Below are 21491 nucleotides of genomic sequence, written 5' to 3' on the forward strand. Positions count from 1 at the left end.
TTATAATTATTTTTCTTCTATTAAATCAACCTCAACCTTCAGGTTTTCAATGATAAACTCTTGTCTGTCCGGCGTATTTTTACCCATATAGAAACTGAGTAGTTCTTCGATGGACATGGCTTTATCCAACATTACCGGTTCTAATCTAATATCATCACCGATAAAATGCTGAAACTCATCTGGAGATATTTCACCTAAGCCCTTAAAACGCGTAATTTCCGGCTTTCCGGTCAGCTTATTAATGGCATTTTGGCGTTCTTCATCGCTATAACAGTATATTGTTTCTTTTTTATTTCTAACTCTAAACAGCGGGGTTTGTAAAATATACAAATGGTTCTCTTTTATGAGTTCAGGGAAAAATTGCAAGAAAAAGGTTATCAATAATAAGCGAATATGCATTCCGTCTACATCGGCATCCGTTGCAATTACGATATTGTTATAGCGAAGGTCTTCCATAGACTCTTCAATATTTAATGCTGCTTGCAAAAGATTGAATTCCTCATTTTCGTACACAATCTTTTTAGACATACCATAAGAGTTTAAGGGCTTGCCTCTTAAACTAAAAACTGCTTGTGTATTTACATCCCTAGATTTGGTTATAGACCCAGAAGCGGAATCGCCCTCCGTTATAAATAGGGTGCTGTCTAAGCGGTTATCTTTTTTCATGTCGCCAAGATGTACCCGACAGTCTCTTAGCTTCTTATTGTGGAGGTTTGCCTTTTTAGCACGGTCCTTGGCAAGCTTACGAATACCTGATAATTCCTTACGTTCCTTTTCCGCCATGATAATCTTGCGCTGCAATTTATCTGCGGTCTCTGGGTTCTTATGAAGATAGTTATCTAAATACTTTCCAATAAAATCGTTGATATAACTACGTACGGTAGGGAAATCTCCTCCCATTTCGGTGGAACCTAATTTAGTCTTGGTCTGACTTTCAAAAACAGGTTCCGTTACCTTTATGGCAATGGCTGAAATAATACTCTTTCTTATGTCTGAAGCATCATAGCTCTTACCATAATAATCCCTAATAGTCTTTACAATGGCTTCCCTAAAAGCTGCCTGATGAGTTCCACCTTGCGTGGTATGCTGCCCATTTACAAAGGAGTGGTACTCCTCACTGTACTGGGTTTTACTATGTGTAATGGCCACTTCAATATCATCACCTTTCAAATGAATAACAGGATAGAGCATATCCTCGGTGTTATTATTATCCTCAAGAAGGTCTTTTAAACCGTTTTCAGAATGAAATTTTTCACCATTAAATATTATCGTCAACCCAGGGTTTAGGTAGACATAATTTTTGAGCATTCGCTCTACGTACTCATTACGGTATTTATAATTCTTGAAAATTGTTTCATCCGGAATAAAGGTAACCTTGGTGCCTTTTCTTTTAGAACTGTCTATTGGTCCTTCTTCTTGTTCCAAGTTACCGCAACTAAACTGGGCGGTTTTAATCTGATTATCACGAGAAGACTGCACTTCAAAAAAGCTGGACAAAGCATTGACCGCTTTTGTACCAACCCCGTTTAACCCTACCGATTTTTTAAAGGCCCTACTATCGTACTTACCACCGGTATTCATTTTGGAAACCACATCCACCACTTTACCTAATGGAATACCCCGGCCATAATCGCGTACCTTAACGGTCTTATCCTTAATAACGATTTCGATGGTCTTCCCAGAGCCCATTACAAATTCATCGATACAGTTATCAATAACTTCCTTTAGGAGAATATAGATGCCATCATCGGCGGAAGAACCATCACCCAATTTTCCAATATACATCCCAGGACGAAGACGAATGTGTTCCTTCCAGTCTAGCGAACGTATATTATCTTCTGTATACTTGGTGTTTTGGGACATTTAACTCAAAATTATGAAAGTGTCGTTAAAGATAGCACGACTATCAAAAAGATAAAACACCTCTTTCGTAAAGTAATTAACAATGAAATCAAGGATTTTGTTGATATCAATAACAACTAAGTGGATATCTAAAACTATGAGACTACCTGTATCTAGAAAAAAATGAAGGAAAGAAGCTAAGAACTGTATAAAAACTAATGGCGCTAGACGTTAAACCTAAAATGCATAACATCCCCATCTTTTACGATATACTCCTTACCCTCGACTCGCATTTTTCCAGCTTCCTTAACTTTGGCTTCGCTACCGAAAGTAACATAGTCCTCATAGGAAATTACTTCCGCTCGGATAAATCCTTTCTCAAAATCTGTATGTATTACACCTGCTGCCTGCGGAGCAGTAGCTCCCACGGGAATTGTCCATGCACGAACTTCCTTTTCACCTGCGGTAAAGTAGGTTTCTAAGTTCAATAATTTATAAGCACCACGAATTAATTTAGCAGAACCGGGCTCCTCTAGACCTAAATCTTCCAAAAACATCTGGCGTTCTTCGTATGTTTCTAACTCGGTAATATCAGCTTCGGTGCCAACGGCCAAGACTACCACCTCCGCATTTTCGTTCTTTACTGCTTCTTTGACCAGGTTTACATAGTCATTCCCACTGACCGCAGCATTCTCATCCACATTGCAGACATACATGACAGGTTTGTCTGTAATAAACTGCAAAGGGGTCACATACTCTAATCTATCTTCTTTAGTTATTTCTACTGCTCTAACAGAAATCCCTGCCTCTAATCCAAATTTTAGGGCCAATAATACCGTTTCTTCTTTCTGCGCTTCTTTATTGCCTGTTTTCGCCGCCCTTTTTACTTTATCCAATTTTTTATCAACGGTCTCCAAGTCTTTCAACTGTAGCTCCATATCAATAGTTTCCTTGTCCCTTATTGGGTTTACATTACCATCAACATGAACAATATTGTCATTGTCAAAACAACGGAGCACATGTAAAATAGCGTCAGTTTCCCTTATATTCCCAAGAAATTGATTTCCAAGTCCCTCACCTTTACTGGCACCTTTTACTAATCCGGCAATATCCACAATTTCAACGGTTGCAGGAATCACTTTTTCGGGATCGACCAATTCTTCTAACTTTTCTAAACGTGTATCCGGCACATTAACTACACCTATATTAGGTTCAATAGTACAAAAAGGGAAATTTGCACTTTGTGCTTTTGCATTGGACAAACAATTAAACAGTGTTGATTTTCCTACGTTTGGCAATCCTACAATACCGGCTTTCATATCTGAGTTTATTTAAGCCTGCAAATATAGTTTTTACTTAAATAAATAACACCTTATTATATTCAATTGATTAGATATATGTTTAGAACAAGGCTAAGGTGGCTTTATTAAAAGCAAAAACTCGATGATAAACATCGAGCTTTAAAATTTTTAAATCTGTAATTTATGATTATCCGTTCGGGTGCATGAACGCCTGCTTTCCTAATAACACTTCTTCCGATTCTACGTGGTCTTCATCAGGTACGCAACAGTCTACTGGACAAACAGCGGCACATTGAGGCTCCTCATGAAAGCCCATACATTCCGTACACTTATCAGGAGCTATGTAATATACTTCATCACTTATAGGCTCTTGGACCACATCGGCATTTACAGCCTTACCATCTGGCAGCACAACATCACCCTCTAAGGAAGTACCATCACTATACCTCCATTCATCCGCACCTTCATAGATTGCCGTGTTAGGGCATTCTGGTTCACATGCCCCACAATTAATACATTCGTCCGTTATTATAATAGCCATGATTTTCTTTTTCTTATGAAATATCCAAAAAAGTTCTGGACATGCTTATTTTTGCACAAAGATAATTCCAAATACTTCCTTTTACAAATATAATGACCAAGTCCAACCCTAACGTAGAAGCTTTTGTTAAACTTGGAGAATTTCTCCGGTTACTTTGTGATTTTACACAAAGTGAACGGGAAGAAAACCCGGATGAAAAATGGATCACTAAATTTCAAGAGGTAGAGGAAACTGCGCGTCACCATAATGGTTGGTTTACCAAAGAAAATGTTTTGAATGCCTTTGAAGAGTGGGGTAAGGCATTAACCAAGGAAAACATAACATCTTGGCTAAGACCTTATAATTTGAGTACAAACACACCCAAGGTCGTTGCCCTGATCATGGCGGGCAACATACCTTTGGTTGGTTTTCATGATTTACTATCCGTATTAATTACCGGAAACAGGGCATTAATAAAATTATCCAGTAATGATAAGTTGCTTATTCCATTGATAGTGGAATATCTAATTCATATAGCACCTTCCTTCGCGGATAAAATAACTTTTTCAGAGGAACGTTTAACGGGTTTTGATGCAGTAATAGCGACAGGAAGCAATAATACAGCACGATATTTTGAATATTACTTTGGGAAAAAGCCAAATATCATAAGAAAGAATAGAAATTCTATAGCAGTACTTCATGGAAATGAATCAAGCGCCGAACTGGAAGCACTTGGAGAGGATATTTTTAGATATTATGGCTTAGGATGTAGAAGCGTTTCCAAACTATTTGTACCCAGGGATTATGATTTCGATACATTTTTTAAGGCAATGTTCAAGTATAAGAACATCGTTAACGAAACCAAGTATGCCAATAATTACGACTATAATAAAGCGGTATATTTAATGAGCGAGTTCAATATTCTTGATAACGGATTTTTAATTTTAAAGGAAGATGAGAGTCATGCCTCACCTATTGCTTCACTTTTCTATGAACGCTATGATTCTGAAACTGCCATAAAAAAACAGCTCTTGGATAATGCAGAAGCCATTCAGTGTATAGTGTCCTCAGGTTTTAGCGAAGCGGAAGTTCCATTTGGAAAAACACAAAGCCCTTCCTTGTCCGATTACGCAGATGGAATTGATACTGTTGAATTCTTGTTAAAAACATCCTAGAAAATTTTTGATTCCCTCCCTATTCTTATTTCGAAATTCCTGACCTTTAACTTCCTTAAACTAATAGTAAAATGAAAAAGCATAATTTTAGTGCCGGACCTTGTATTTTGCCCAAAGAGGTATTACTTAAGGCATCTGAAGCCGTAATGGATTTTAATGGCTCTGGCCTTTCCTTAATAGAAATATCACATCGCAGTAAGGATTTTGTTGCCGTAATGGAAAAAGCTAGGGCACTTGCGCTAGAATTAATCGGTTTAGAAGGTAAAGGCTATAAAGCTTTATTCCTGCACGGTGGTGCAAGTATGGAATTTCTTATGGTAGCCTACAACCTTTTAGAAAATAAGGCGGGTTACTTAAATACAGGAACTTGGAGCGATAAGGCCATTAAAGAAGCAAAATTGTTCGGAGATATTATAGAAGTTGGTTCATCAAAGGATGAGAATTTCAAGTATATTCCCAAAGGTTATTCTGTACCCGACGGGTTAGACTATCTTCACCTTACCTCAAACAATACCATTTTCGGCACACAATTAAAAAAATTCCCGAAGACCGATGCTCCTTTGGTTTGTGATATGAGTTCCGATATATTTTCTAGAACACTAGACTTTTCTCAGTTCGATTTAATTTACGCAGGAGCTCAAAAGAATATGGGTCCGGCCGGCACAACCTTGGTTGTTGTTAAGGAAGAAATTTTGGGTAAAGTATCCCGAAAAATTCCTTCGATGTTAGATTATCAGGTTCATATTGGTAAAGACAGCATGTTCAATACTCCAGCTGTCTTTCCTGTATATACCTCTATGTTGACTTTAGAGTGGTTGAAAAATTTAGGAGGTATTGCTGCCATTGAAGAAATCAATGAAAAGAAGGCGCAATTGCTCTACTCTGAAATTGATTTGAATCCCGTTTTTGAAGGTTATGCCAGTAAAGATGACCGTTCTTTAATGAATGCCACCTTTAATATTACTAATGAAGCTTTAAAAGAAACATTTGATAATATGCTTTACGAAGCAGGTATCAATGGATTAAACGGACACAGATCGGTTGGTGGCTATAGGGCCAGCATGTATAATGCCCTATCGCTGGATAGTGTGGGTATATTGGTTGATGTAATGAGTGAAATGGAACGTAAGGGATAAACATGAAGATTCTAGCAAACGACGGCATATCGCAATCAGGAATAACAGCTTTAGAAAAAGAAGGATTTGAAGTGTTCACAACGAATGTTGCCAAAGAACAATTATCGAACTTTATTAACGAAAAAGGGATTACGGGTCTTTTAGTAAGAAGTGCCACCGAAGTTAGAAAAGAACTAATAGATACTTGTAAAAGTCTTAAATTAATTGGTCGTGGAGGAGTTGGCATGGACAATATTGATGTCGATTATGCCAAAAACAAGGGCATTCATGTCATTAACACACCAGCGGCATCTTCAGAGTCCGTTGCAGAACTAGTTTTTGCACATTTGTACGGTGGCGTACGGTTTCTTTATGACTCCAATAGAAATATGCCTTTGGACGGTGATACTAAGTTTAAACAACTTAAAAAATCATACGGACAAGGCAGAGAGTTAAGAGGTAGTACCCTTGGTATCATTGGATTTGGCAGAATTGGACAAGCTACAGCAAAAATAGCTCTAGGAGTGGGCATGAAAGTCGTTTATTATGACCCTTATCTAGAAGAGTGTAGTTTAGAATTGACTTTTTTTGACAACCAATCTGTTAGCTTTTCATTAAAGAGTAGCACCAAAGAAACGTTGCTGCAAACTTCTGATTTTATTACGGTACATGTTCCATCCCAAAAAGATTATGTCATAGGTACCAAAGAATTCAACCTGATGAAGCATGGAGCAGGTATTATAAATGCTGCTAGAGGTGGTGTTATTGATGAAGTAGCTTTAATAGATGCTATAGAAAGTAAAAGGGTTTCGTTTGCCGGTCTGGATGTTTTTGAATCTGAACCCAGCCCAGAAATACGGATTCTAATGCATCCAAGTATTTCGCTAACACCGCACATAGGCGCCGCTACAGGAGAAGCTCAAAATAGAATTGGTCTGGAGTTAGCGGAACAAATAACCAAATTATTAAAATAGCGCTTTACGCTATTAGATTTTCAAACTCTTTTTGTACATTACGTGCCAAACATTAAATTAACTATAAAATGTCAGGATTACTAGACTTACTAAACAGCCCTATGGGCAAACAATTAATAAGTGGAGTTGCTGGTCAAACACAGCAACCAGAAAATAAAACAGCAGATGTACTAAGTATGGCCATGCCACTACTATTGGGAGCTATGAAAAAAAATGTTTCTTCTCCAGAAGGTGCTGCAGGTTTAATGAGCGCATTATCCGGAAAACATAACGGCAGTATTCTTAATGATTTGGGCGGTCTTTTTGGAGGCGGTGTTGATGATTCCGTAATGCAAGATGGCGCTGGAATTTTAGGTCACGTATTTGGAAACAAACAACCGCAAGTAGAGAATGCTTTGAGTCAAAAATCTGGTTTGGATTCAGGTTCGGTTGCCCAAATCCTAAAGATAGCTGCGCCAATTGTAATGGGCTTTTTAGGAAAACAAACAGCACAAAGTAATGTGAGCGACTCAAGTGGAATGAATGCTTTATTAGGCAGTATGCTAGGTGGTCAGCCCCAAGAGAACCAAAGCTTAATCACTACTTTATTAGATGCGGATGGAGATGGTAGCATTCTAGATGACGTAGCAGGAATGGTAATGGGAAGCAATAAGAAAAAAGGAGGACTTGGCGGTTTGCTTGGAGGATTGTTCGGAAAATAAAATTCTTAACTTATTTTAACACAGGCCGTTTGCAATCGTAAACGGCTTTTTTTTGTATCTTAACAATATGAAAAAGAAAATAGCTATTAGGAAAATCTTCACTGTGTTAACAATTTTTGCAGGCGTTCTTCTCGTATCTAACTGCGGAAGCTCTAAAGAATCCTTAACCATTTCAGAAGAAGAAAAGAATGCCTTTGCATCCGTAGAGGGCGATACTGTTAAGATATCCGATGAGGATACGGAGTACGAAATTATCATCATTGACCCAGGATTCTATACTTGGCTAAACTCTATAGCTAGGCCAGAAGGATATTATTCCAAAACATTTCTAGAGAACAGAAATCAATTACTAGTGTTAAATTGGAACCAAAGGGCAATTACACCAAACAATTATGACCCTAATTTATACCTTATGCAAATAGACTATCAACCAAGTATAGATTATGGCTATGAGGTGAATTATAAGTTGTACAATTATTTTATTTATTTTCAAAGGAAGTACAATCAGCGTTTAGGACCTTTTGTTCCTCGTATTTAAAAAGTACCTTTGCCCGCTTTAGAAGGCTATGGAAAAATTAAAGGAACGTTGGGGAATTACTAGTAATTTTCAGCTGATTATCATATTTATAGTATTTGCTGTTACAGGTTCTTCATCGGTTTATGTGGCTAAGCCCTTCCTTTCTTTTATTGGAATGGATAAAGGTAATTTCCCTCAAGAATGGTGGGGACAGACCTTGTATTGGTGCTTGCGCATAGTACTGATATTCCCTTTTTATCAAGTATTGCTAGTGATATATGGTTGGTTATTTGGCCAATTCAAGTTTTTTTGGGCCTTTGAGAAGAAAATGTTGGGTAGAATGGGTTTAAAATTCTTGTTAAAGGAAAAGAGTTAAGGTTTCTTTAACAACTATATCTGTAGCATTCTTTATTTTCGCATCGTGGAAAAGAAATTTCTTTCAAATAGCGTAGCATTCCTGTTGTTTGCTCTAATGATACTTAAGGTATCATCCTTCCATGTATACACACATCAAGATGATGCCCAAGATACTATTGAAAATTGTGCTGTCTGCGATGTGGCCATTGAAAATCAAGATTTAGATTTTCTTTTTCCTAGTCCACAAGCTACGGTCAATTCTACTTTTGATTATGCAACCTATGAACAACCAGTAATTAAAGATTTAGTTGTTCCTTCTTTCCTTTTACGCAATAGCTTTTTTGGCAGACCACCTCCTGGAGTATTATAGTCTCTACAAAAAAGTTTTGGTCAATGATGCTGCATTGCCCTAGTTAAGCGTAATATCTTATTAATGAAATATAGTATACTTCTATTTATTGCCCTTGTTTCTGGTAATATAATGATGTCCCAAGATTGCAATTCAATCTTAATAGGGGAAATTGTCGATTTTCACGACAATAGTCCTTTATCCGGAGCCACTATTACTATTACAGGAACATCTATGAATCTAATATCCTCCACTGATGGTAAATTTACTTTCAAGGGTTTATGTGATGGTGTTATAGAATTAGAAGTTTCTCACCCAGATTGTAAGTCACAATTCAAAACGGTGGAAATTAAGGGTGACACCTACCAAAAAATTAGACTGGAACACCATCTAGAAGAGTTGGATGAGGTTAAGGTTACTGGTATTGCGGACAATATTACTAAATCGGCTCAAGAAGAAAGGTTATCGTTAGAAGATGTAGAAAAGTTTAGTGGCGCTAGTCTGGGCGATGCCTTAAAAACAATGACCGGTGTCTCCTCTCTAAATACTGGAGCAAACATCGTTAAGCCTGTTATACAAGGACTTAACGGAAGTAGAATACTAATACTGAACAATAATGTTCGCATGCAAGATATGGAATGGGGCGAGGAACATGCCCCGAATGTGGACATCAACGCCAACCAGAATATTAGCATAATCAAGGGAGCGGCAGCACTGGAATATGGCGGTGATGCTATAGGTGGTGTTATTATCATGAATCCTTTAGCGGTAATTCGTGCTGATTCGCTCTATGGAAAAACCCAGATGAATCTTTTTTCCAATGGTCGCGGTGGTAACCTAACATCTACCTTAATAAAATCTTATGAATCTGGATTGTATATAAAAGGACAAGGCTCCTACAAAAGATTGGGTGACTTGGAAGCGCCCGACTACTTATTGTCCAATACGGGTATTCAGGAAAAAGGTATTGCTTTTACGATAGGTAACCGTGACTTCGTTCAGGGATGGGAGGCCTACTACTCACTATTCGATTCCGATATAGGAATTTTAAGAGCCTCACATATCGGTAACGTAGATGACCTAATAGAAGCAATTAATAGCCAAGAGCCAAGTATCATCAATGACTTTAGTTACGATATCATTAGACCCAATCAAGAAGTAACCCATCATCTTGGGAAACTAAACTATTATAGACGTTTCGAAGGTTTAGGAAAATGGTCCGTTCAGTATGATTTTCAACAAAATCGAAGGTTTGAATATGATGTGCGTATTGGCGACGGTGCCAACAAAGCCTCTATAGACCTAAGACTTACTACCCACACTGTATCTACTGATATAAAATTAGATGCTAACGAAGGTCTAGACCTCAAAATAGGACTTTTAGGCAGATATCAATCTAATTTTGCCAATCCCGAGACAGGGGTTAGAAGACTTATACCTGATTATGACAAATATGATTTTGGTATTTTTTCTATTGCTGAATATGAAATTAACCCCCAAATCACGGTCGATGCAGGTTTACGATATGACTTTACGCGCATAAATGCTAAGAAATTCTATAGAACCTCTCGTTGGGAAGAACGCGGTTATGATGTTGATTTTGATAATCTAGTAATAGAAGATTTAGGCACCCAGTTATTGACCAATCCAATTTTTGATTATCACAATGTGTCAGCTACAGGAGGGTTGAAATATAATTTTAGTTCTAATGACCTTGTTCGTTTAAACTATTCCTTTTCACAAAGAGCACCTAATCCTTCAGAATTGTTCAGTGATGGCCTACATCATTCCGCTGCTCGGATAGAATTAGGGGATTTAAGAATAAAAAGTGAATCTGCTTCTAAAATATCGTTATCTATTGAAAGGACAGCTGATACTTGGGGTTATACTATTGCCCCATTCTTTAATAGCATAGCCGATTTTATCATTTTAGAACCCTCAGGGGTAGAATTTACCATACGTGGTGCCTTCCCTGTTTGGTCTTACCGACAGACAGATGCGCAACTTTTAGGAATAGATGCCTCACTATATAACAACTGGACCTCCACGATTAGAACGGATCATAAATTCTCATGGGTTCGTGGAACAGATAGAATAACGGATATTCCGTTAATCAATATTCCCGCAGCGAACATTAGAAATTCCATATCCTTTAAAAAACCAAGCTGGAAAAACTTAAACATTTCATTAGAAAGTCAATACGTTTTTGAGCAAAAACGATTTCCACCCAATATTTTAGTTTTTTCACCGCAACAACAACAGGAGGTAGAATTAAACATTAACACACCGCCACAAGCCTATCATTTACTGGCCTTGGATGCAGCTACGTCTTTCTCTATAAAGACAAAGAACGATTTTTCATTAGGGCTACGCGTTACTAATTTATTGAATACGAATTACAGAGACTACTTAAATCGTCAGCGCTATTTTGTCGATGATTTAGGTAGAAATATAAGTTTACGTCTAATCTATAATTATTAATTTAAATTTTATCCATTATGAAAACAATTGCTAATTTTAAAATGAATTTCAATCCCAAAACAGTCCTTGGGCTTTTAGCCGCTGGGTTATTAACAGTATCATGCTCCAATGATGATGACGACCCAGAAGTGATAAACGATGAAGAAGTAATTACCACTATGAATGTTACGCTAACAGCCGCAAGTGGAAATATTACCCTACAATCACAAGATTTAGATGGTGACGGACCCAATGCCCCTGTAATTGATATTTCAGGAAATTTGGCTGCTAACACAACATATTCGGGTAGTATTGAACTTTTGAACGAAACAGAATCTCCTGCCGAGGATATCACCGAGGAAGTTGCAGAGGAAGATGACGAGCACCAGTTCTTCTTTTCAGCTAGCGGAGCCGTTACAGGAACGGATTATGCCGATGCAGACGGCGATGGTAATCCTTTAGGTATCTTATTCACTTTAACAACAGGAGATGCAGGAAACGGGACATTGCAGATAACTTTACGTCATGAGCCTAAAAAACCAAATGATGGTTCTTTATCCGATGCAGGAGGGGAAACCGATATTGCACAAACATTCAACGTGGTCATACAATAATTGAACTTATACATCCTTCGGTTTTGATTTTCCAAAACCGAAGGTTATTTGTTTCCAAAAACCAGAAGGGATTTCTTCATCCCCTTTAAAGCCTAATGGAACTTGCCCACTCTCTTCGGGTATGTATTTTGTTTTAAAAATATAGTCCCACAGGCTAAGGCTAATACCAAAATTTACTCCAAATTTACCCTCAGGTAATTCATAGGCATGATGATATAAATGCATCACGGGATTGTTCAGCACATATTTAAAAGGACCCCAAGATAATTTGATATTGGAATGATTTAGATGACCAATGGCAATGGCTATGAAGTGTACAATATAGGCCTGCTCTGGCTCAAAACCTCCTAAAAGCATTACGGCAATAGTTTTTAGAGGCTTATAAAAGATATTTTCCATCCAGTGATACCTTAAATGCGCTGCAAAACCCATTTCTTTTACACTATGGTGAATTTTATGGAATTGCCATAATGCTGGAAATTTATGCAATAAGATGTGGGTAAACCACTGTACAAAATCCAAAAGTATAAAAAAAGTAACCAGTTGAAGCCATGCCGGCATACCGGACAAATTAATAATCGAAATACTATCAATTCCAATATTGTAGCTCAGGAAAACTAATTCCAATACTTTGTACACACCACTAATGGCTATACTAAAGAGGAAGAAATTAAAGAACATATAAAAACCGTCTAACCAGAAATCCTTTCGAAACACTGCTTGATTTTTTCTCCATGGAAATAGGATTTCCAAACCCCATACCAAGAGCGAAATAACAATCAAACCCCAAAAGTAATTGGTATACCACGGCACTTCAAAGAGTATAGACTTCCAGGTCCAATTAAGACTTCCCTTGACCGCATTAATAAAAGCTTCTATAAATTCTTGCATTTTACTCTTCTAACTTATACCAAACAATATTCGTAAGTGCTTGCCTCCTACCCTTTTCTAAAACTGGGTAATTGGTGGTTAAATAATTAATTATTATCTCCTCATTAGCCCCTAACGGCCATAGCCCCTGCTTTTCTTGCATCCATCTAATGGTTGCCTTCCATTGGGCCTTACCCATTCTGTTCTGCGTAACAAGTTTAGCGGAATGGCAGGTTGTACAGTTGTTGACAACGGTCATTAAACCCTCTGCTTCCAGTAAACCTGTTCTTATATGAATTCCATCAATAATAGCGTTCGCATCGTCTGATGTCAAAGTTTTTTTATTTTCCAATGTATCATCTATGACATTATCCATAGATTCCGATGGAGTTTCCAAGTAGAAAAAATAGACAGCACAAATGGCAAAGACCAACAAAAAAGCCACTATAAAGCTATAAAAAGTCTTCCCGGATTTTTGATTATTATTTTTCATTACACCACCTTGACCGCTATTCTATGACAAGCGTTATTCAAATACCCTTTGGGGTTCCAACCTGGTAATAGCATCGGCTGCTTGTTACCATTAGCATCCGTTGCTCTGGCCCAAACCTCATAGTAACCCGTTTTTGGAAAAGACACCCTAGCATCAAAATGTTGCCAAGCTAATCTGTTCACTGGTTTTTTAAGTTGGGCGCTTTTCCATGAATTCCCAAAATCAATAGAATATTCTAGCTCTTCAACTTCTAACTCGCCCGCCCAAGCATGCCCTTTAATAGTTAATCCGCTCCCGTTTTTGATTATCGCCCCCGTTTTTGGATATGTAATTAGCGATTTAACCGGCATAGATTCTATAATACACATATCCTCATCTGCCACTTTTTCACCTGGCTCTACAGGTTCACAGGGCACTCTGTAAGAACTACCGCCCATTTTTTCACCATCGTGCACTTTATTACGAACACTTATACCGGTTAACCACTTTCCGGAAACTGACGCTGGCCAGCCACCAGCGACCAATCGCAACGGATAACCATGCGCTATAGGAATTGGCTCATCGTTCATTGCAAAAGCTAAAAGCGTCTCTTCCTGTAATGCTTTGGACATAGGTGCTCCCCTAGAAATAGGATTTTTATTAGGGTTGCGACTCAAATGAATGTCCGCTCCATGATAACCGATATATACGGCATCTTCCTTTATTCCAACATCTTCTAGTACATCTTTCAACCTTATGCCAGTCCACTTTGCACAAGATACTGCACCAATTGTCCATTGATTGCCCTTAGCAGGCGGATTAAATTCACTACGTCCGTTACCACCACATTCTAGCGTAAGTTGGTAGGTGTAGGATTTAAATTTTGTTTTTAAATCCTTAAGAGAATATTCCTTAGGTGTCTTGACAGATTCTCCATCAATCTTTAGCGTCCATTTAGAACTATCAATTTGCTCTGGTATGATGCCATTATTTCTAATGAACATGTATTTATTGGGAGTAATGTAGTCGTTTAACAAATGTGCTTGAGCCTCCATGTTCCAGGGCTTATCATTCAAAACCACCATTTCGGGGTCTTTTTGGAATAACTTAAAGGGGTCCGTATCTTGAAGTGCAAGAGGCAAATAACCTTTTGGCATTAATTCCTTATATACAATATCAACCCCAAGCAGTACAGAAAAAGCGCCAATACTTGATTTTCTTATAAAATTTCTTCTTTTCAAGGTGTAATGACTAAGCTATAAAGTTACACTTTTTAGATAATTTTACGGACTATGTTAGACCTCTATGGTCTTTCCCTTTTTACTCCCTTTGAAAACATACGTATAGAGCCACATAATAGTAAAGGTGGGAATGACATCTAGACCAGGGATAATTTCTTCAATGAAGGTAACCACCCCAGCAGCCTGACCAATTTTACCCTTATACATACGGGTCATTAACCAACCGGATAAAGGTGCCCAAAGAACATCCGAGAAATCACCAAAGAAAGGTACAGCAAATGAGAGCATTCCTATGGCGTCAAAAAGTAGGCCCAGAAATAAGTTTTTATATTTTTTATCTTTTGTTTTAGACATGTGCAAATATTAATAATATGTTGTTATAGTACAACAAAGATGCCAAAAACAAATCATAGAGCGCTGAACATAAGGTCTAAAACCTACACCATAAGATTACGATAAATTAGAACTAATAAGTTTTAAAAATTCATTTCTTGTCTCTATTTTCTCAAATTGTCCTCTAAATCCAGAAGTAGTAGTTACAGAATTCTGTTTTTGTACGCCACGCATCATCATGCACATATGTGAAGCCTCTATGACAACAGCAACACCCTTTGGTTTTAAGGTGTTATTGATACACTCAAGAATATCATGGGTTAATCTTTCCTGTACCTGCAATCTTCTTGCGAATACATCCACTATTCTTGGTATCTTACTTAAACCAACAATATGACCGTTTGGAATGTATGCTACATGAGCCTTACCAAAAAAAGGCAACATATGATGCTCACACAAAGAATAGAGTTCAATATCCTTTATAATAACCATGTCGTCATAGTCTTCCTTGAACATGGCGCCTTTTAAAATTTCTTCAGCATTCTGCTTGTATCCTTGAGTTAAGAAAAGCATTGCTTTCGCCGCTCGTTCAGGAGTCTTTACAAGACCTTCTCTAGAAACATCTTCGCCTATTTCATCAATGATGGATGAGAATCTATTTTTAACTTCGTCAGTAATTTCTAAGTTGTATTCTTCTAAATTTCTATAAGGGGACATCTATTTTGTTTAAAATATTTAATTAATCTTTAAACAAATTTAAAGATTATATCATTCAACCACTACGTTTGAACCAAAATAATACGTTAAAATTTCATTTACCCTAATACAATAAATCTTAAAGTAGGGTGTATTTAACTTCAATATATCAAATTCATCAAGAATTTAAATCTTAGATTTGGTTGGTTTAGCATATTTTGCCATGTCCACGCCATTCGCTAATTTCACTCTTTAGACAAATTTAAATGATAAAAGCAACAAACCTTCATAAATACTATGGAGATTTAGAAGTCCTTAAAGGAGTTGACTTACATATTAAAAAAGGTGAGATAGTTTCCATTGTTGGTGCTTCAGGAGCAGGTAAAACAACACTTTTACAAATTCTTGGCACATTAGATATACAGTCTAACAGAAAAGATAGTAGTCTATTGATTAACGATAAAGAGACGAGCACATTAAACGATAAGGAATTAGCTAAATTTAGAAATAAACATATAGGATTTATTTTCCAGTTTCATCAACTACTTCCCGAGTTTACGGCCATTGAGAATGTTTGCTTACCGGCCTTTATTAAAAAAACTTCTAAAGTCGCTGCAGAAAAGCGTGCCAAAGAACTTTTAGACTTTCTAGGCCTCAAAGACCGTTACCATCATAAACCATCGGAGTTATCTGGTGGTGAACAACAAAGGGTTGCAGTAGCTAGAGCTATCATAAATAATCCTTCTATAATTTTTGCTGATGAACCCAGCGGAAATCTAGACTCCGAGAGTGCGGACAAACTTCACAGTTTATTTTTTGAACTTCGGGAAAAGTTTGGACAAACGTTCGTAATCGTTACGCATAATCAGGACCTAGCCGAAATGGCCGATAGGAAGCTTACCATGGTTGATGGTAAAATTGTAAATAAAGCAGTGATAGCTTCTTAAATAGGTGTCATTTATGCTACAAGAACTTTGGAGCTTTATTCAAAACCCAACTTATACCGAGGATGCTAATCAAGATTTTAAATATCGATTACGAACACTAGTGGTTTTGATTGTACTTTCCATTACTGCGAGCATAGTTCTGGGATTAACGATTGGTGCTTTCGAAGGACTATTTCAATTAGATTTAGGAAAACATGCCATAGATGATTTTTTTGAAAATTATCCAGCAATATATCTCTTTTTGGGAGCGGTGGTACTCGCCCCTGTCTTGGAGGAAATTCTATTTAGAGGCCCAATGGTTTTTTTTAAACATAAATCTTATTTTTCGGTCATCTATTATACCCTTACCCTAATCTTTGGTTTTTATCATATTACAAATTTTGAAATAACCTCTACTACAATTCTCATGTCTCCACTACTCGTCTCCCCCCAATTATTTGTGGGTAGTGCTCTAGGGTTCATTAGGGTTCGTTTTGGGCTTTCTTGGGCGGTGGGTATGCATGCGCTTTATAATTTTGTACTGGTAGGTCCCATAATTTTATTAAAGGTTTTAAATATCCCCTTGGAATGACCAAAACAGCACTAAAGGAGTTTTTGGATGAAAAAGTCATTGCTTATAACAATCCAAAGTTTTTGGAATCGGACCCCATACAAATCCCACATGGTTTTCAACTAAAGGAAGATGTTGAAATCAGTGCTTTTTTAACCGCTACTATCGCTTGGGGAAACCGAAAAAGCATTATTAAAAATAGTCAAAAGTTAATGGGTCTTATGGATCAAAGTCCATTTGAGTTTGTCATGCATCATACCGAAGAAGATTTAGCTAAAACCAAAGATTTTGTGCATCGCACCTTTAATGGAATAGACTTATCCTTTTTTGTAAATAGTCTACAGAATATTTATAAGAACCATAATGGCTTAGAAGGGATTTTTACAAAATACCAAGACAAGGATTCATTACAACCTACCATCTCAAAATTTAAGGAAATCTTTTTTGAACTTCCCCATGAAAGGCGCACAACAAAACATGTCTCAGACCCTTTAAAAGGTTCCGCCGCTAAGCGTATTAATATGTTTTTACGGTGGATGATAAGAGATTCCAACACCAATGTAGATTTTGGTTTATGGAAACAAATACCTCCTGCAAAACTTTCATGTCCTTTGGATGTCCATTCCGGAAACGTAGCCCGAAAATTAAAATTATTAAAGCGTAAACAAAATGATGCAAAGGCTTTAGCTGAACTTGATAAAAATTTAAGAAAGTTAGACCCTCTAGATCCCGTAAAATATGATTTTGCCTTATTTGGATTGGGGGTTTTTGAGAAGTTTTAATACTTGTCCACATTAACGTCCGTAAGTGTTTTTACAAAAGCTACTAAGGCCATTTGTTCTTTCTTGGTTAGGTTTAATTCATCAAAAGGAAGCGTTTGTCTTTCAAGATCAAAACCCATTCCTGCTCCTCCACCCTTATTATAAAAATCCATTACTTCCTCCAAGGTAGCGTATACCCCATTATGCATGTAGGGTGCCGTTACTTCGACATTACGTACCGTAGGTGTCTTGAACATTCCGCGATGAAGCTCTTCCTCGAATCTCCAAAAGAAACCCAAATCATCATCCAGTTCTCTGTTGTTCTTGGTATTAGGCACACCTATGACCTCTTTTTCGGTTTCTGTGTAAAATGGAGGTACTGTACCATTAGTCAAAGGCATAAAATGGCATGTTGCACATAAAGCTTTTCCCATAAAAAGATTCATTCCAAGTTTTTCTTCATTAGTAAAGGTATTTTGTTCTCCTCTTATATTCCTGTCAAATTTGGAGTTAAAACCATTTAAGGTCCCCACATAGGCAGAAATTGCTTTAATAATATGAGTGTTCTTTAAGTGCACATCTCCAAAAACATTTTTAAACATTTTTTCATAAAGGGTATCTTGTAATATCTTATCAGAAAACTGGTGCACTGTAGCGTTGAATTCCTTTTTATTAGTAAATACAGCGGAAATTTGATCGTTTAAGGTTGGCGAACGCCCATCCCAAAAGAAATTTTTCTGATAAATAGAATTTATCAATGTAGGCGTATTACGTTCTAACGGGTTTTGGGAGTTATCTTGGTTTACAGTTAAACCATCTGCATAAGCTTTTTCCGGATTATGACAGGTTACACAGGCCATTTTACCATTAGCCGCAAGTTTCTTATCCATGAAAAGTCTCTTCCCTAATACTATTTTTTCCAACGTAGGGTGTCTTTCTATCGGCGGTGTAAAATAGGTTTTATTAAAAGAGTTGTTTTCAAAAAAAGTGGCCGCCTCAAAATTGAAAGGTTTATTATCTACATTCTTCCACTCACCACTTTTATTCCTAATCGCTGTCCAGTCCCTCGTTATAGGGTTAAAATAATCCCTGATAAAAACAAATCGGTCAAAAGAATCAAAATCTTCATTTTTTTCAATGTAATTAATAGCTTTGTTGATATTACTTACGAAAGAAGAATCTAAACTTTCTGATTTATCCTTTATTATTTGAGCTAGTGTTAGCTCATAGCATTTTTTCAAATTTTCTAGGGAAATGGCGGTTTCCGAAATGCCCAAATGACTAACAGGCGTATCAAAACCTGATATACCGTGACTAACAATCCTTAATAACTGCTGATGCACTGCTATAAAAAATCGTTGGGAAGTCAAAGGTCTACTAGCAATTGTTTGTGTTAAATTTTTCAGTAGCCCTTTTGTCATGCGAACCTCTACCTTAAACTGTGCTTCTGATGTAGTCCCATCATAAATACTTTCTTCAATTTTTTGAAGCCCAAAGGGTTTCATTATTTTACCCGTATCCTCCTTATATACCGGAAGGGCTGGTCCGTTGGCTCTATGTCCGACTTCTGGATTTAGATATGAGGCATATGGTTCTGCCTTTTTAAATTCCTGTCTTGCTAAAATAAAGATTCGCTTTGCTTCACTATCAGTGGGGTTCAAAGTGGATAATGTATCCAAATAAAGGGCACAATTAGTCGCCGCCTGTAAGTAAAGGTTTTGTGCTTTTTCCCATTTTGGGCGTGTTATTTCTTTTTCTTTCTGACAGGAACTGCCTAAAAAGCAAATCAAGATAAAAATGACGATATAGTTGAATTTCATTGGTACGATTGAAAAGTTAAATTAAAAGAGTCGCCATTTTTCAATGGAGACCCTTTTTAAAGTGTGTAGTCCTAAATTAACGGGGCAATCCTTTAAGAATAACGATTTGCCCTCCCTGGTCATCCTCTCTTGCACCTGCTGCAATAGCTTCTGCATTGGTTTCCATATCATGACCATCTAAGCCTTTAAAATCATCACTCTCCCAATAGTGCGGCTGTAAGTTTAAAAGAAAGGTTCCCGGTTCTCCTACTTTATCGGATATATCTACGAGTGCTCCAAACTCTCCGCTAAAACCAGTACTACCGGTCGGGTCCAAATCTTGCCTAACTATCATCTCCAGTACTACTCTCGAATTATTTCCATTTAAATCTGTTTGATAAATGTATGCTGCATGTCCTCTATCAAAAGAATTAGGATCTTCTTGTAGATAAATAAAATTTTCAGTGACCGTAATATTGTCAGGGCTCTGTAATTCGGCAAGATTGCCATCTGCATTATTGGTATCGGTATTCCCACTAATTATCTGGGTTAATTTTCCGGTTAATGGGGAATCTTCGTCCAATTCTAATTTGTAAGCCGTACCCCAGTCATTATAGGTTCCTCTTCCTGGTCCTCTGCCCGTAACCGCAAAGAATACATTTCTTCCTAATGCATCTGACCCCTTCTGATAATCTACATCTTCAACCCTCATGAAAGCGGAAGCAAAAACGCCAACACAAGCGTCTTCCATTTCAGATTTGGTCAAGGCTGCACCGTCTACTATTTCTACAAATTCCACGTCATAGGTAACTTGAAAATCCAAATTAGATTCGTTATAAATGGTGTTAGCCGACACATCTTGAACGCCACCTGCACCATCGGAAAACTGCTTCAACCTAAGAACATATATCTTCCCTCCGTCCAAGTCTGCATCTCCATTTTCCGAATAGTATAATGTAACCTGACCTTCAGAACCGCTTGAATCATCGTCTCCGCCTATTATAACCGTTTTACCGGCATAAGCGTCTTTGGGTAGTGGTACTGCATTTTCCCAAGCAAATTCCCCTAGGGCATCCAACCCAAAATCGGCGGTCGGAGTAGGTGTACCAATATATGGATCTATTCCTTTTACGTCATAATTGAAACTTTCAGAAGCGGAAAGGAACAAATCTGTAGCACCACCGTGAATTTCTGCCTCCCACATGGTTCCTGAGCATTGTCTCGCAAAATCGGCGACCCCAGAATTCAGTAACCAATCTCCTTCAATTGGATTTAAATTTGCGTCTAGTTTAATACGAGCAACACCATAATCGTCTTCAGCATTTACTACATATAAATATCCATCACTATTAGGGTCCCTTAAAAACCCGGCACCATCCTGAGCCCCTACTAATTGGAAACCGTTGGACAAGGTATCTCTAGTGCTAATTAAAGAGTACGCCTTAACAAAATTGAATTGCGGTTGAATTGCTACTAGAGGCTCTAAGGCAGATTTATTTTCGAACATTCCGGGCATTATAGTGAGGTCTTCTCCATCCTCGCCGTCCACACCATCGATGCCATCAACACCATCAACACCATCAATACCGTTGATACCGTTGATACCATCAATGCCATCTTCCGGGTTACAACTCCATAGGGCAATCCCAATAAAGGAACAGAACATTGCCCTAATCAATAATTTTTTTGATTTTTTCATTTTCGTAATAGTTTTAAGGTTATAAATTTTCCTCAAAATTATTACGACGACCTTAGGTTAAGGTATACTGAAAATTAGCAATATATTTTTTTAGTTTTAAGAAACCGTTAGCATGTAAAGTAATCGTAAGATAACCATAAAGCCCAAATAAACTTAATGTTAAATAATCTCCAAAACCCTATGTTTATTGACTTTAGA

22 protein-coding genes are annotated in these 21491 nt (G+C 37.4%); 12 read left to right on the forward strand and 10 right to left on the reverse strand.

The genetic code is table 11. From position 1 onward, the window contains the following. Positions 1–6 precede the first annotated feature (6 nt). The 3 genes from SJY09_RS05325 to SJY09_RS05335 all read right to left on the reverse strand — a co-directional run bounded on the left by SJY09_RS05325 (position 7) and on the right by SJY09_RS05335 (position 3684). Entirely contained in the window at positions 7–1863 is a 1857-nt protein-coding gene (locus SJY09_RS05325; RefSeq protein ID WP_396637927.1) for a DNA topoisomerase IV subunit B, read from the reverse strand. A gap of 203 nt (positions 1864–2066) precedes the next feature. After that, entirely contained in the window at positions 2067–3161 is a 1095-nt protein-coding gene (gene ychF, locus SJY09_RS05330; protein ID WP_396637928.1) for a redox-regulated ATPase YchF, read from the reverse strand. A gap of 169 nt (positions 3162–3330) precedes the next feature. Beyond that, on the reverse strand, positions 3331–3684 hold the full coding sequence (locus SJY09_RS05335) for a 4Fe-4S dicluster domain-containing protein (RefSeq protein WP_396637929.1): 354 nt from the start codon (positions 3682–3684) through the stop codon (positions 3331–3333). A gap of 92 nt (positions 3685–3776) precedes the next feature. Here SJY09_RS05335 and SJY09_RS05340 point away from each other — a divergent pair, with 92 nt between their 5' ends. From SJY09_RS05340 to SJY09_RS05380, 9 genes are all read left to right on the forward strand, one after another. Further along, entirely contained in the window at positions 3777–4838 is a 1062-nt protein-coding gene (locus SJY09_RS05340; RefSeq protein ID WP_396637930.1) for an acyl-CoA reductase, read from the forward strand. Positions 4839–4909: 71 nt separating this feature from the next. Next, the gene (gene serC, locus SJY09_RS05345; protein ID WP_396637931.1) at positions 4910–5974 is read left to right on the forward strand and encodes a 3-phosphoserine/phosphohydroxythreonine transaminase; all 1065 of its coding nucleotides are present in this window, start codon (positions 4910–4912) and stop codon (positions 5972–5974) included. Positions 5975–5976: 2 nt separating this feature from the next. After that, positions 5977–6927, forward strand: a complete 951-nt coding sequence (locus SJY09_RS05350; RefSeq protein ID WP_396637932.1) for a D-2-hydroxyacid dehydrogenase — start codon at positions 5977–5979, stop codon at positions 6925–6927. Between the two features lie 68 nt (positions 6928–6995). Next, positions 6996–7628, forward strand: a complete 633-nt coding sequence (locus SJY09_RS05355; RefSeq protein WP_396637933.1) for a DUF937 domain-containing protein — start codon at positions 6996–6998, stop codon at positions 7626–7628. A 67-nt stretch (positions 7629–7695) separates the two neighbouring features. Next, positions 7696–8166, forward strand: a complete 471-nt coding sequence (locus SJY09_RS05360; protein WP_396637934.1) for a DUF6146 family protein — start codon at positions 7696–7698, stop codon at positions 8164–8166. Positions 8167–8194: 28 nt separating this feature from the next. Continuing rightward, on the forward strand, positions 8195–8521 hold the full coding sequence (locus SJY09_RS05365; RefSeq protein ID WP_396637935.1) for a DUF6787 family protein: 327 nt from the start codon (positions 8195–8197) through the stop codon (positions 8519–8521). A gap of 45 nt (positions 8522–8566) precedes the next feature. After that, positions 8567–8872, forward strand: a complete 306-nt coding sequence (locus SJY09_RS05370; RefSeq protein WP_396637936.1) for a hypothetical protein — start codon at positions 8567–8569, stop codon at positions 8870–8872. A gap of 63 nt (positions 8873–8935) precedes the next feature. Next, complete coding sequence (locus SJY09_RS05375; RefSeq protein ID WP_396637937.1) at positions 8936–11332, forward strand: TonB-dependent receptor; 2397 nt, start codon at positions 8936–8938, stop codon at positions 11330–11332. A 17-nt stretch (positions 11333–11349) separates the two neighbouring features. Beyond that, a complete protein-coding gene (locus SJY09_RS05380) occupies positions 11350–11925 on the forward strand; it encodes a type 1 periplasmic binding fold superfamily protein (protein WP_396637938.1) in 576 nt (191 codons plus the stop codon). Positions 11926–11931: 6 nt separating this feature from the next. Here SJY09_RS05380 and SJY09_RS05385 read toward each other — a convergent pair whose 3' ends face one another. The 5 genes from SJY09_RS05385 to folE all read right to left on the reverse strand — a co-directional run bounded on the left by SJY09_RS05385 (position 11932) and on the right by folE (position 15558). Further along, a complete protein-coding gene (locus SJY09_RS05385) occupies positions 11932–12816 on the reverse strand; it encodes a sterol desaturase family protein (RefSeq protein WP_396637939.1) in 885 nt (294 codons plus the stop codon). A gap of 1 nt (position 12817) precedes the next feature. Further along, on the reverse strand, positions 12818–13288 hold the full coding sequence (locus tag SJY09_RS05390; protein ID WP_396637940.1) for a monoheme cytochrome C: 471 nt from the start codon (positions 13286–13288) through the stop codon (positions 12818–12820). Next, positions 13288–14508, reverse strand: coding sequence for a sulfite oxidase (locus SJY09_RS05395; protein ID WP_396637941.1), 1221 nt, complete (start codon positions 14506–14508; stop codon positions 13288–13290). The genes SJY09_RS05390 and SJY09_RS05395 overlap by 1 nt, the downstream gene beginning before the upstream one ends. Before the next feature lie 54 nt (positions 14509–14562). Beyond that, entirely contained in the window at positions 14563–14862 is a 300-nt protein-coding gene (locus SJY09_RS05400) for a hypothetical protein (RefSeq protein ID WP_396637942.1), read from the reverse strand. A 96-nt stretch (positions 14863–14958) separates the two neighbouring features. Continuing rightward, positions 14959–15558 (reverse strand): GTP cyclohydrolase I FolE, encoded by a 600-nt coding sequence (gene folE / locus SJY09_RS05405; RefSeq protein ID WP_126591531.1) that lies wholly within the window; start codon positions 15556–15558, stop codon positions 14959–14961. A 245-nt stretch (positions 15559–15803) separates the two neighbouring features. On the opposite strand from folE, the gene SJY09_RS05410 reads away from it, so the two are divergent. From SJY09_RS05410 to SJY09_RS05420, 3 genes are read left to right on the forward strand one after another with little or no spacing between them, the layout of a single operon-like run. Next, a complete protein-coding gene (locus SJY09_RS05410) occupies positions 15804–16484 on the forward strand; it encodes an ABC transporter ATP-binding protein (protein WP_396637943.1) in 681 nt (226 codons plus the stop codon). Between the two features lie 13 nt (positions 16485–16497). Further along, on the forward strand, positions 16498–17055 hold the full coding sequence (locus SJY09_RS05415) for a CPBP family intramembrane glutamic endopeptidase (RefSeq protein ID WP_396637944.1): 558 nt from the start codon (positions 16498–16500) through the stop codon (positions 17053–17055). After that, positions 17052–17816: a TIGR02757 family protein gene (locus tag SJY09_RS05420; RefSeq protein WP_396637945.1), complete on the forward strand. Its 765-nt coding sequence runs from the start codon at positions 17052–17054 to the stop codon at positions 17814–17816. Before SJY09_RS05415 ends, SJY09_RS05420 begins: the two co-directional genes overlap by 4 nt. On the opposite strand, the gene SJY09_RS05425 is transcribed toward SJY09_RS05420, so the two are convergent. Beyond that, the gene (locus SJY09_RS05425; protein WP_396637946.1) at positions 17813–19615 is read right to left on the reverse strand and encodes a cytochrome-c peroxidase; all 1803 of its coding nucleotides are present in this window, start codon (positions 19613–19615) and stop codon (positions 17813–17815) included. The two genes, SJY09_RS05420 and SJY09_RS05425, sit on opposite strands and share 4 nt — an antisense overlap. A 76-nt stretch (positions 19616–19691) precedes the next feature. Next, positions 19692–21293: a hypothetical protein gene (locus SJY09_RS05430; protein WP_396637947.1), complete on the reverse strand. Its 1602-nt coding sequence runs from the start codon at positions 21291–21293 to the stop codon at positions 19692–19694. Between the last annotated feature and the right edge of the window lie 198 nt (positions 21294–21491).

Source organism: Maribacter sp. R77961, assembly GCF_044594925.1.
Classification (GTDB): domain Bacteria; phylum Bacteroidota; class Bacteroidia; order Flavobacteriales; family Flavobacteriaceae; genus Maribacter.

What these genes read in the sequence shown, in the direction of transcription:
- SJY09_RS05325 (WP_396637927.1), bottom strand. Translation starts at nt 1,863, where the DNA reads ATGTCCCAAAACACCAAGTATACAGAAGATAATATACGTTCGCTAGAC.
- SJY09_RS05365 (WP_396637935.1), top strand. Translation starts at nt 8,195, where the DNA reads ATGGAAAAATTAAAGGAACGTTGGGGAATTACTAGTAATTTTCAGCTG.
- SJY09_RS05385 (WP_396637939.1), bottom strand. Translation starts at nt 12,816, where the DNA reads ATGCAAGAATTTATAGAAGCTTTTATTAATGCGGTCAAGGGAAGTCTT.
- SJY09_RS05355 (WP_396637933.1), top strand. Translation starts at nt 6,996, where the DNA reads ATGTCAGGATTACTAGACTTACTAAACAGCCCTATGGGCAAACAATTA.
- SJY09_RS05380 (WP_396637938.1), top strand. Translation starts at nt 11,350, where the DNA reads ATGAAAACAATTGCTAATTTTAAAATGAATTTCAATCCCAAAACAGTC.
- SJY09_RS05415 (WP_396637944.1), top strand. Translation starts at nt 16,498, where the DNA reads ATGCTACAAGAACTTTGGAGCTTTATTCAAAACCCAACTTATACCGAG.
- SJY09_RS05430 (WP_396637947.1), bottom strand. Translation starts at nt 21,293, where the DNA reads ATGAAAAAATCAAAAAAATTATTGATTAGGGCAATGTTCTGTTCCTTT.
- SJY09_RS05335 (WP_396637929.1), bottom strand. Translation starts at nt 3,684, where the DNA reads ATGGCTATTATAATAACGGACGAATGTATTAATTGTGGGGCATGTGAA.
- SJY09_RS05420 (WP_396637945.1), top strand. Translation starts at nt 17,052, where the DNA reads ATGACCAAAACAGCACTAAAGGAGTTTTTGGATGAAAAAGTCATTGCT.
- SJY09_RS05340 (WP_396637930.1), top strand. Translation starts at nt 3,777, where the DNA reads ATGACCAAGTCCAACCCTAACGTAGAAGCTTTTGTTAAACTTGGAGAA.
- folE (WP_126591531.1), bottom strand. Translation starts at nt 15,558, where the DNA reads ATGTCCCCTTATAGAAATTTAGAAGAATACAACTTAGAAATTACTGAC.
- SJY09_RS05360 (WP_396637934.1), top strand. Translation starts at nt 7,696, where the DNA reads ATGAAAAAGAAAATAGCTATTAGGAAAATCTTCACTGTGTTAACAATT.
- SJY09_RS05350 (WP_396637932.1), top strand. Translation starts at nt 5,977, where the DNA reads ATGAAGATTCTAGCAAACGACGGCATATCGCAATCAGGAATAACAGCT.
- ychF (WP_396637928.1), bottom strand. Translation starts at nt 3,161, where the DNA reads ATGAAAGCCGGTATTGTAGGATTGCCAAACGTAGGAAAATCAACACTG.
- SJY09_RS05390 (WP_396637940.1), bottom strand. Translation starts at nt 13,288, where the DNA reads ATGAAAAATAATAATCAAAAATCCGGGAAGACTTTTTATAGCTTTATA.
- SJY09_RS05425 (WP_396637946.1), bottom strand. Translation starts at nt 19,615, where the DNA reads ATGAAATTCAACTATATCGTCATTTTTATCTTGATTTGCTTTTTAGGC.
- SJY09_RS05400 (WP_396637942.1), bottom strand. Translation starts at nt 14,862, where the DNA reads ATGTCTAAAACAAAAGATAAAAAATATAAAAACTTATTTCTGGGCCTA.
- SJY09_RS05410 (WP_396637943.1), top strand. Translation starts at nt 15,804, where the DNA reads ATGATAAAAGCAACAAACCTTCATAAATACTATGGAGATTTAGAAGTC.
- serC (WP_396637931.1), top strand. Translation starts at nt 4,910, where the DNA reads ATGAAAAAGCATAATTTTAGTGCCGGACCTTGTATTTTGCCCAAAGAG.
- SJY09_RS05375 (WP_396637937.1), top strand. Translation starts at nt 8,936, where the DNA reads ATGAAATATAGTATACTTCTATTTATTGCCCTTGTTTCTGGTAATATA.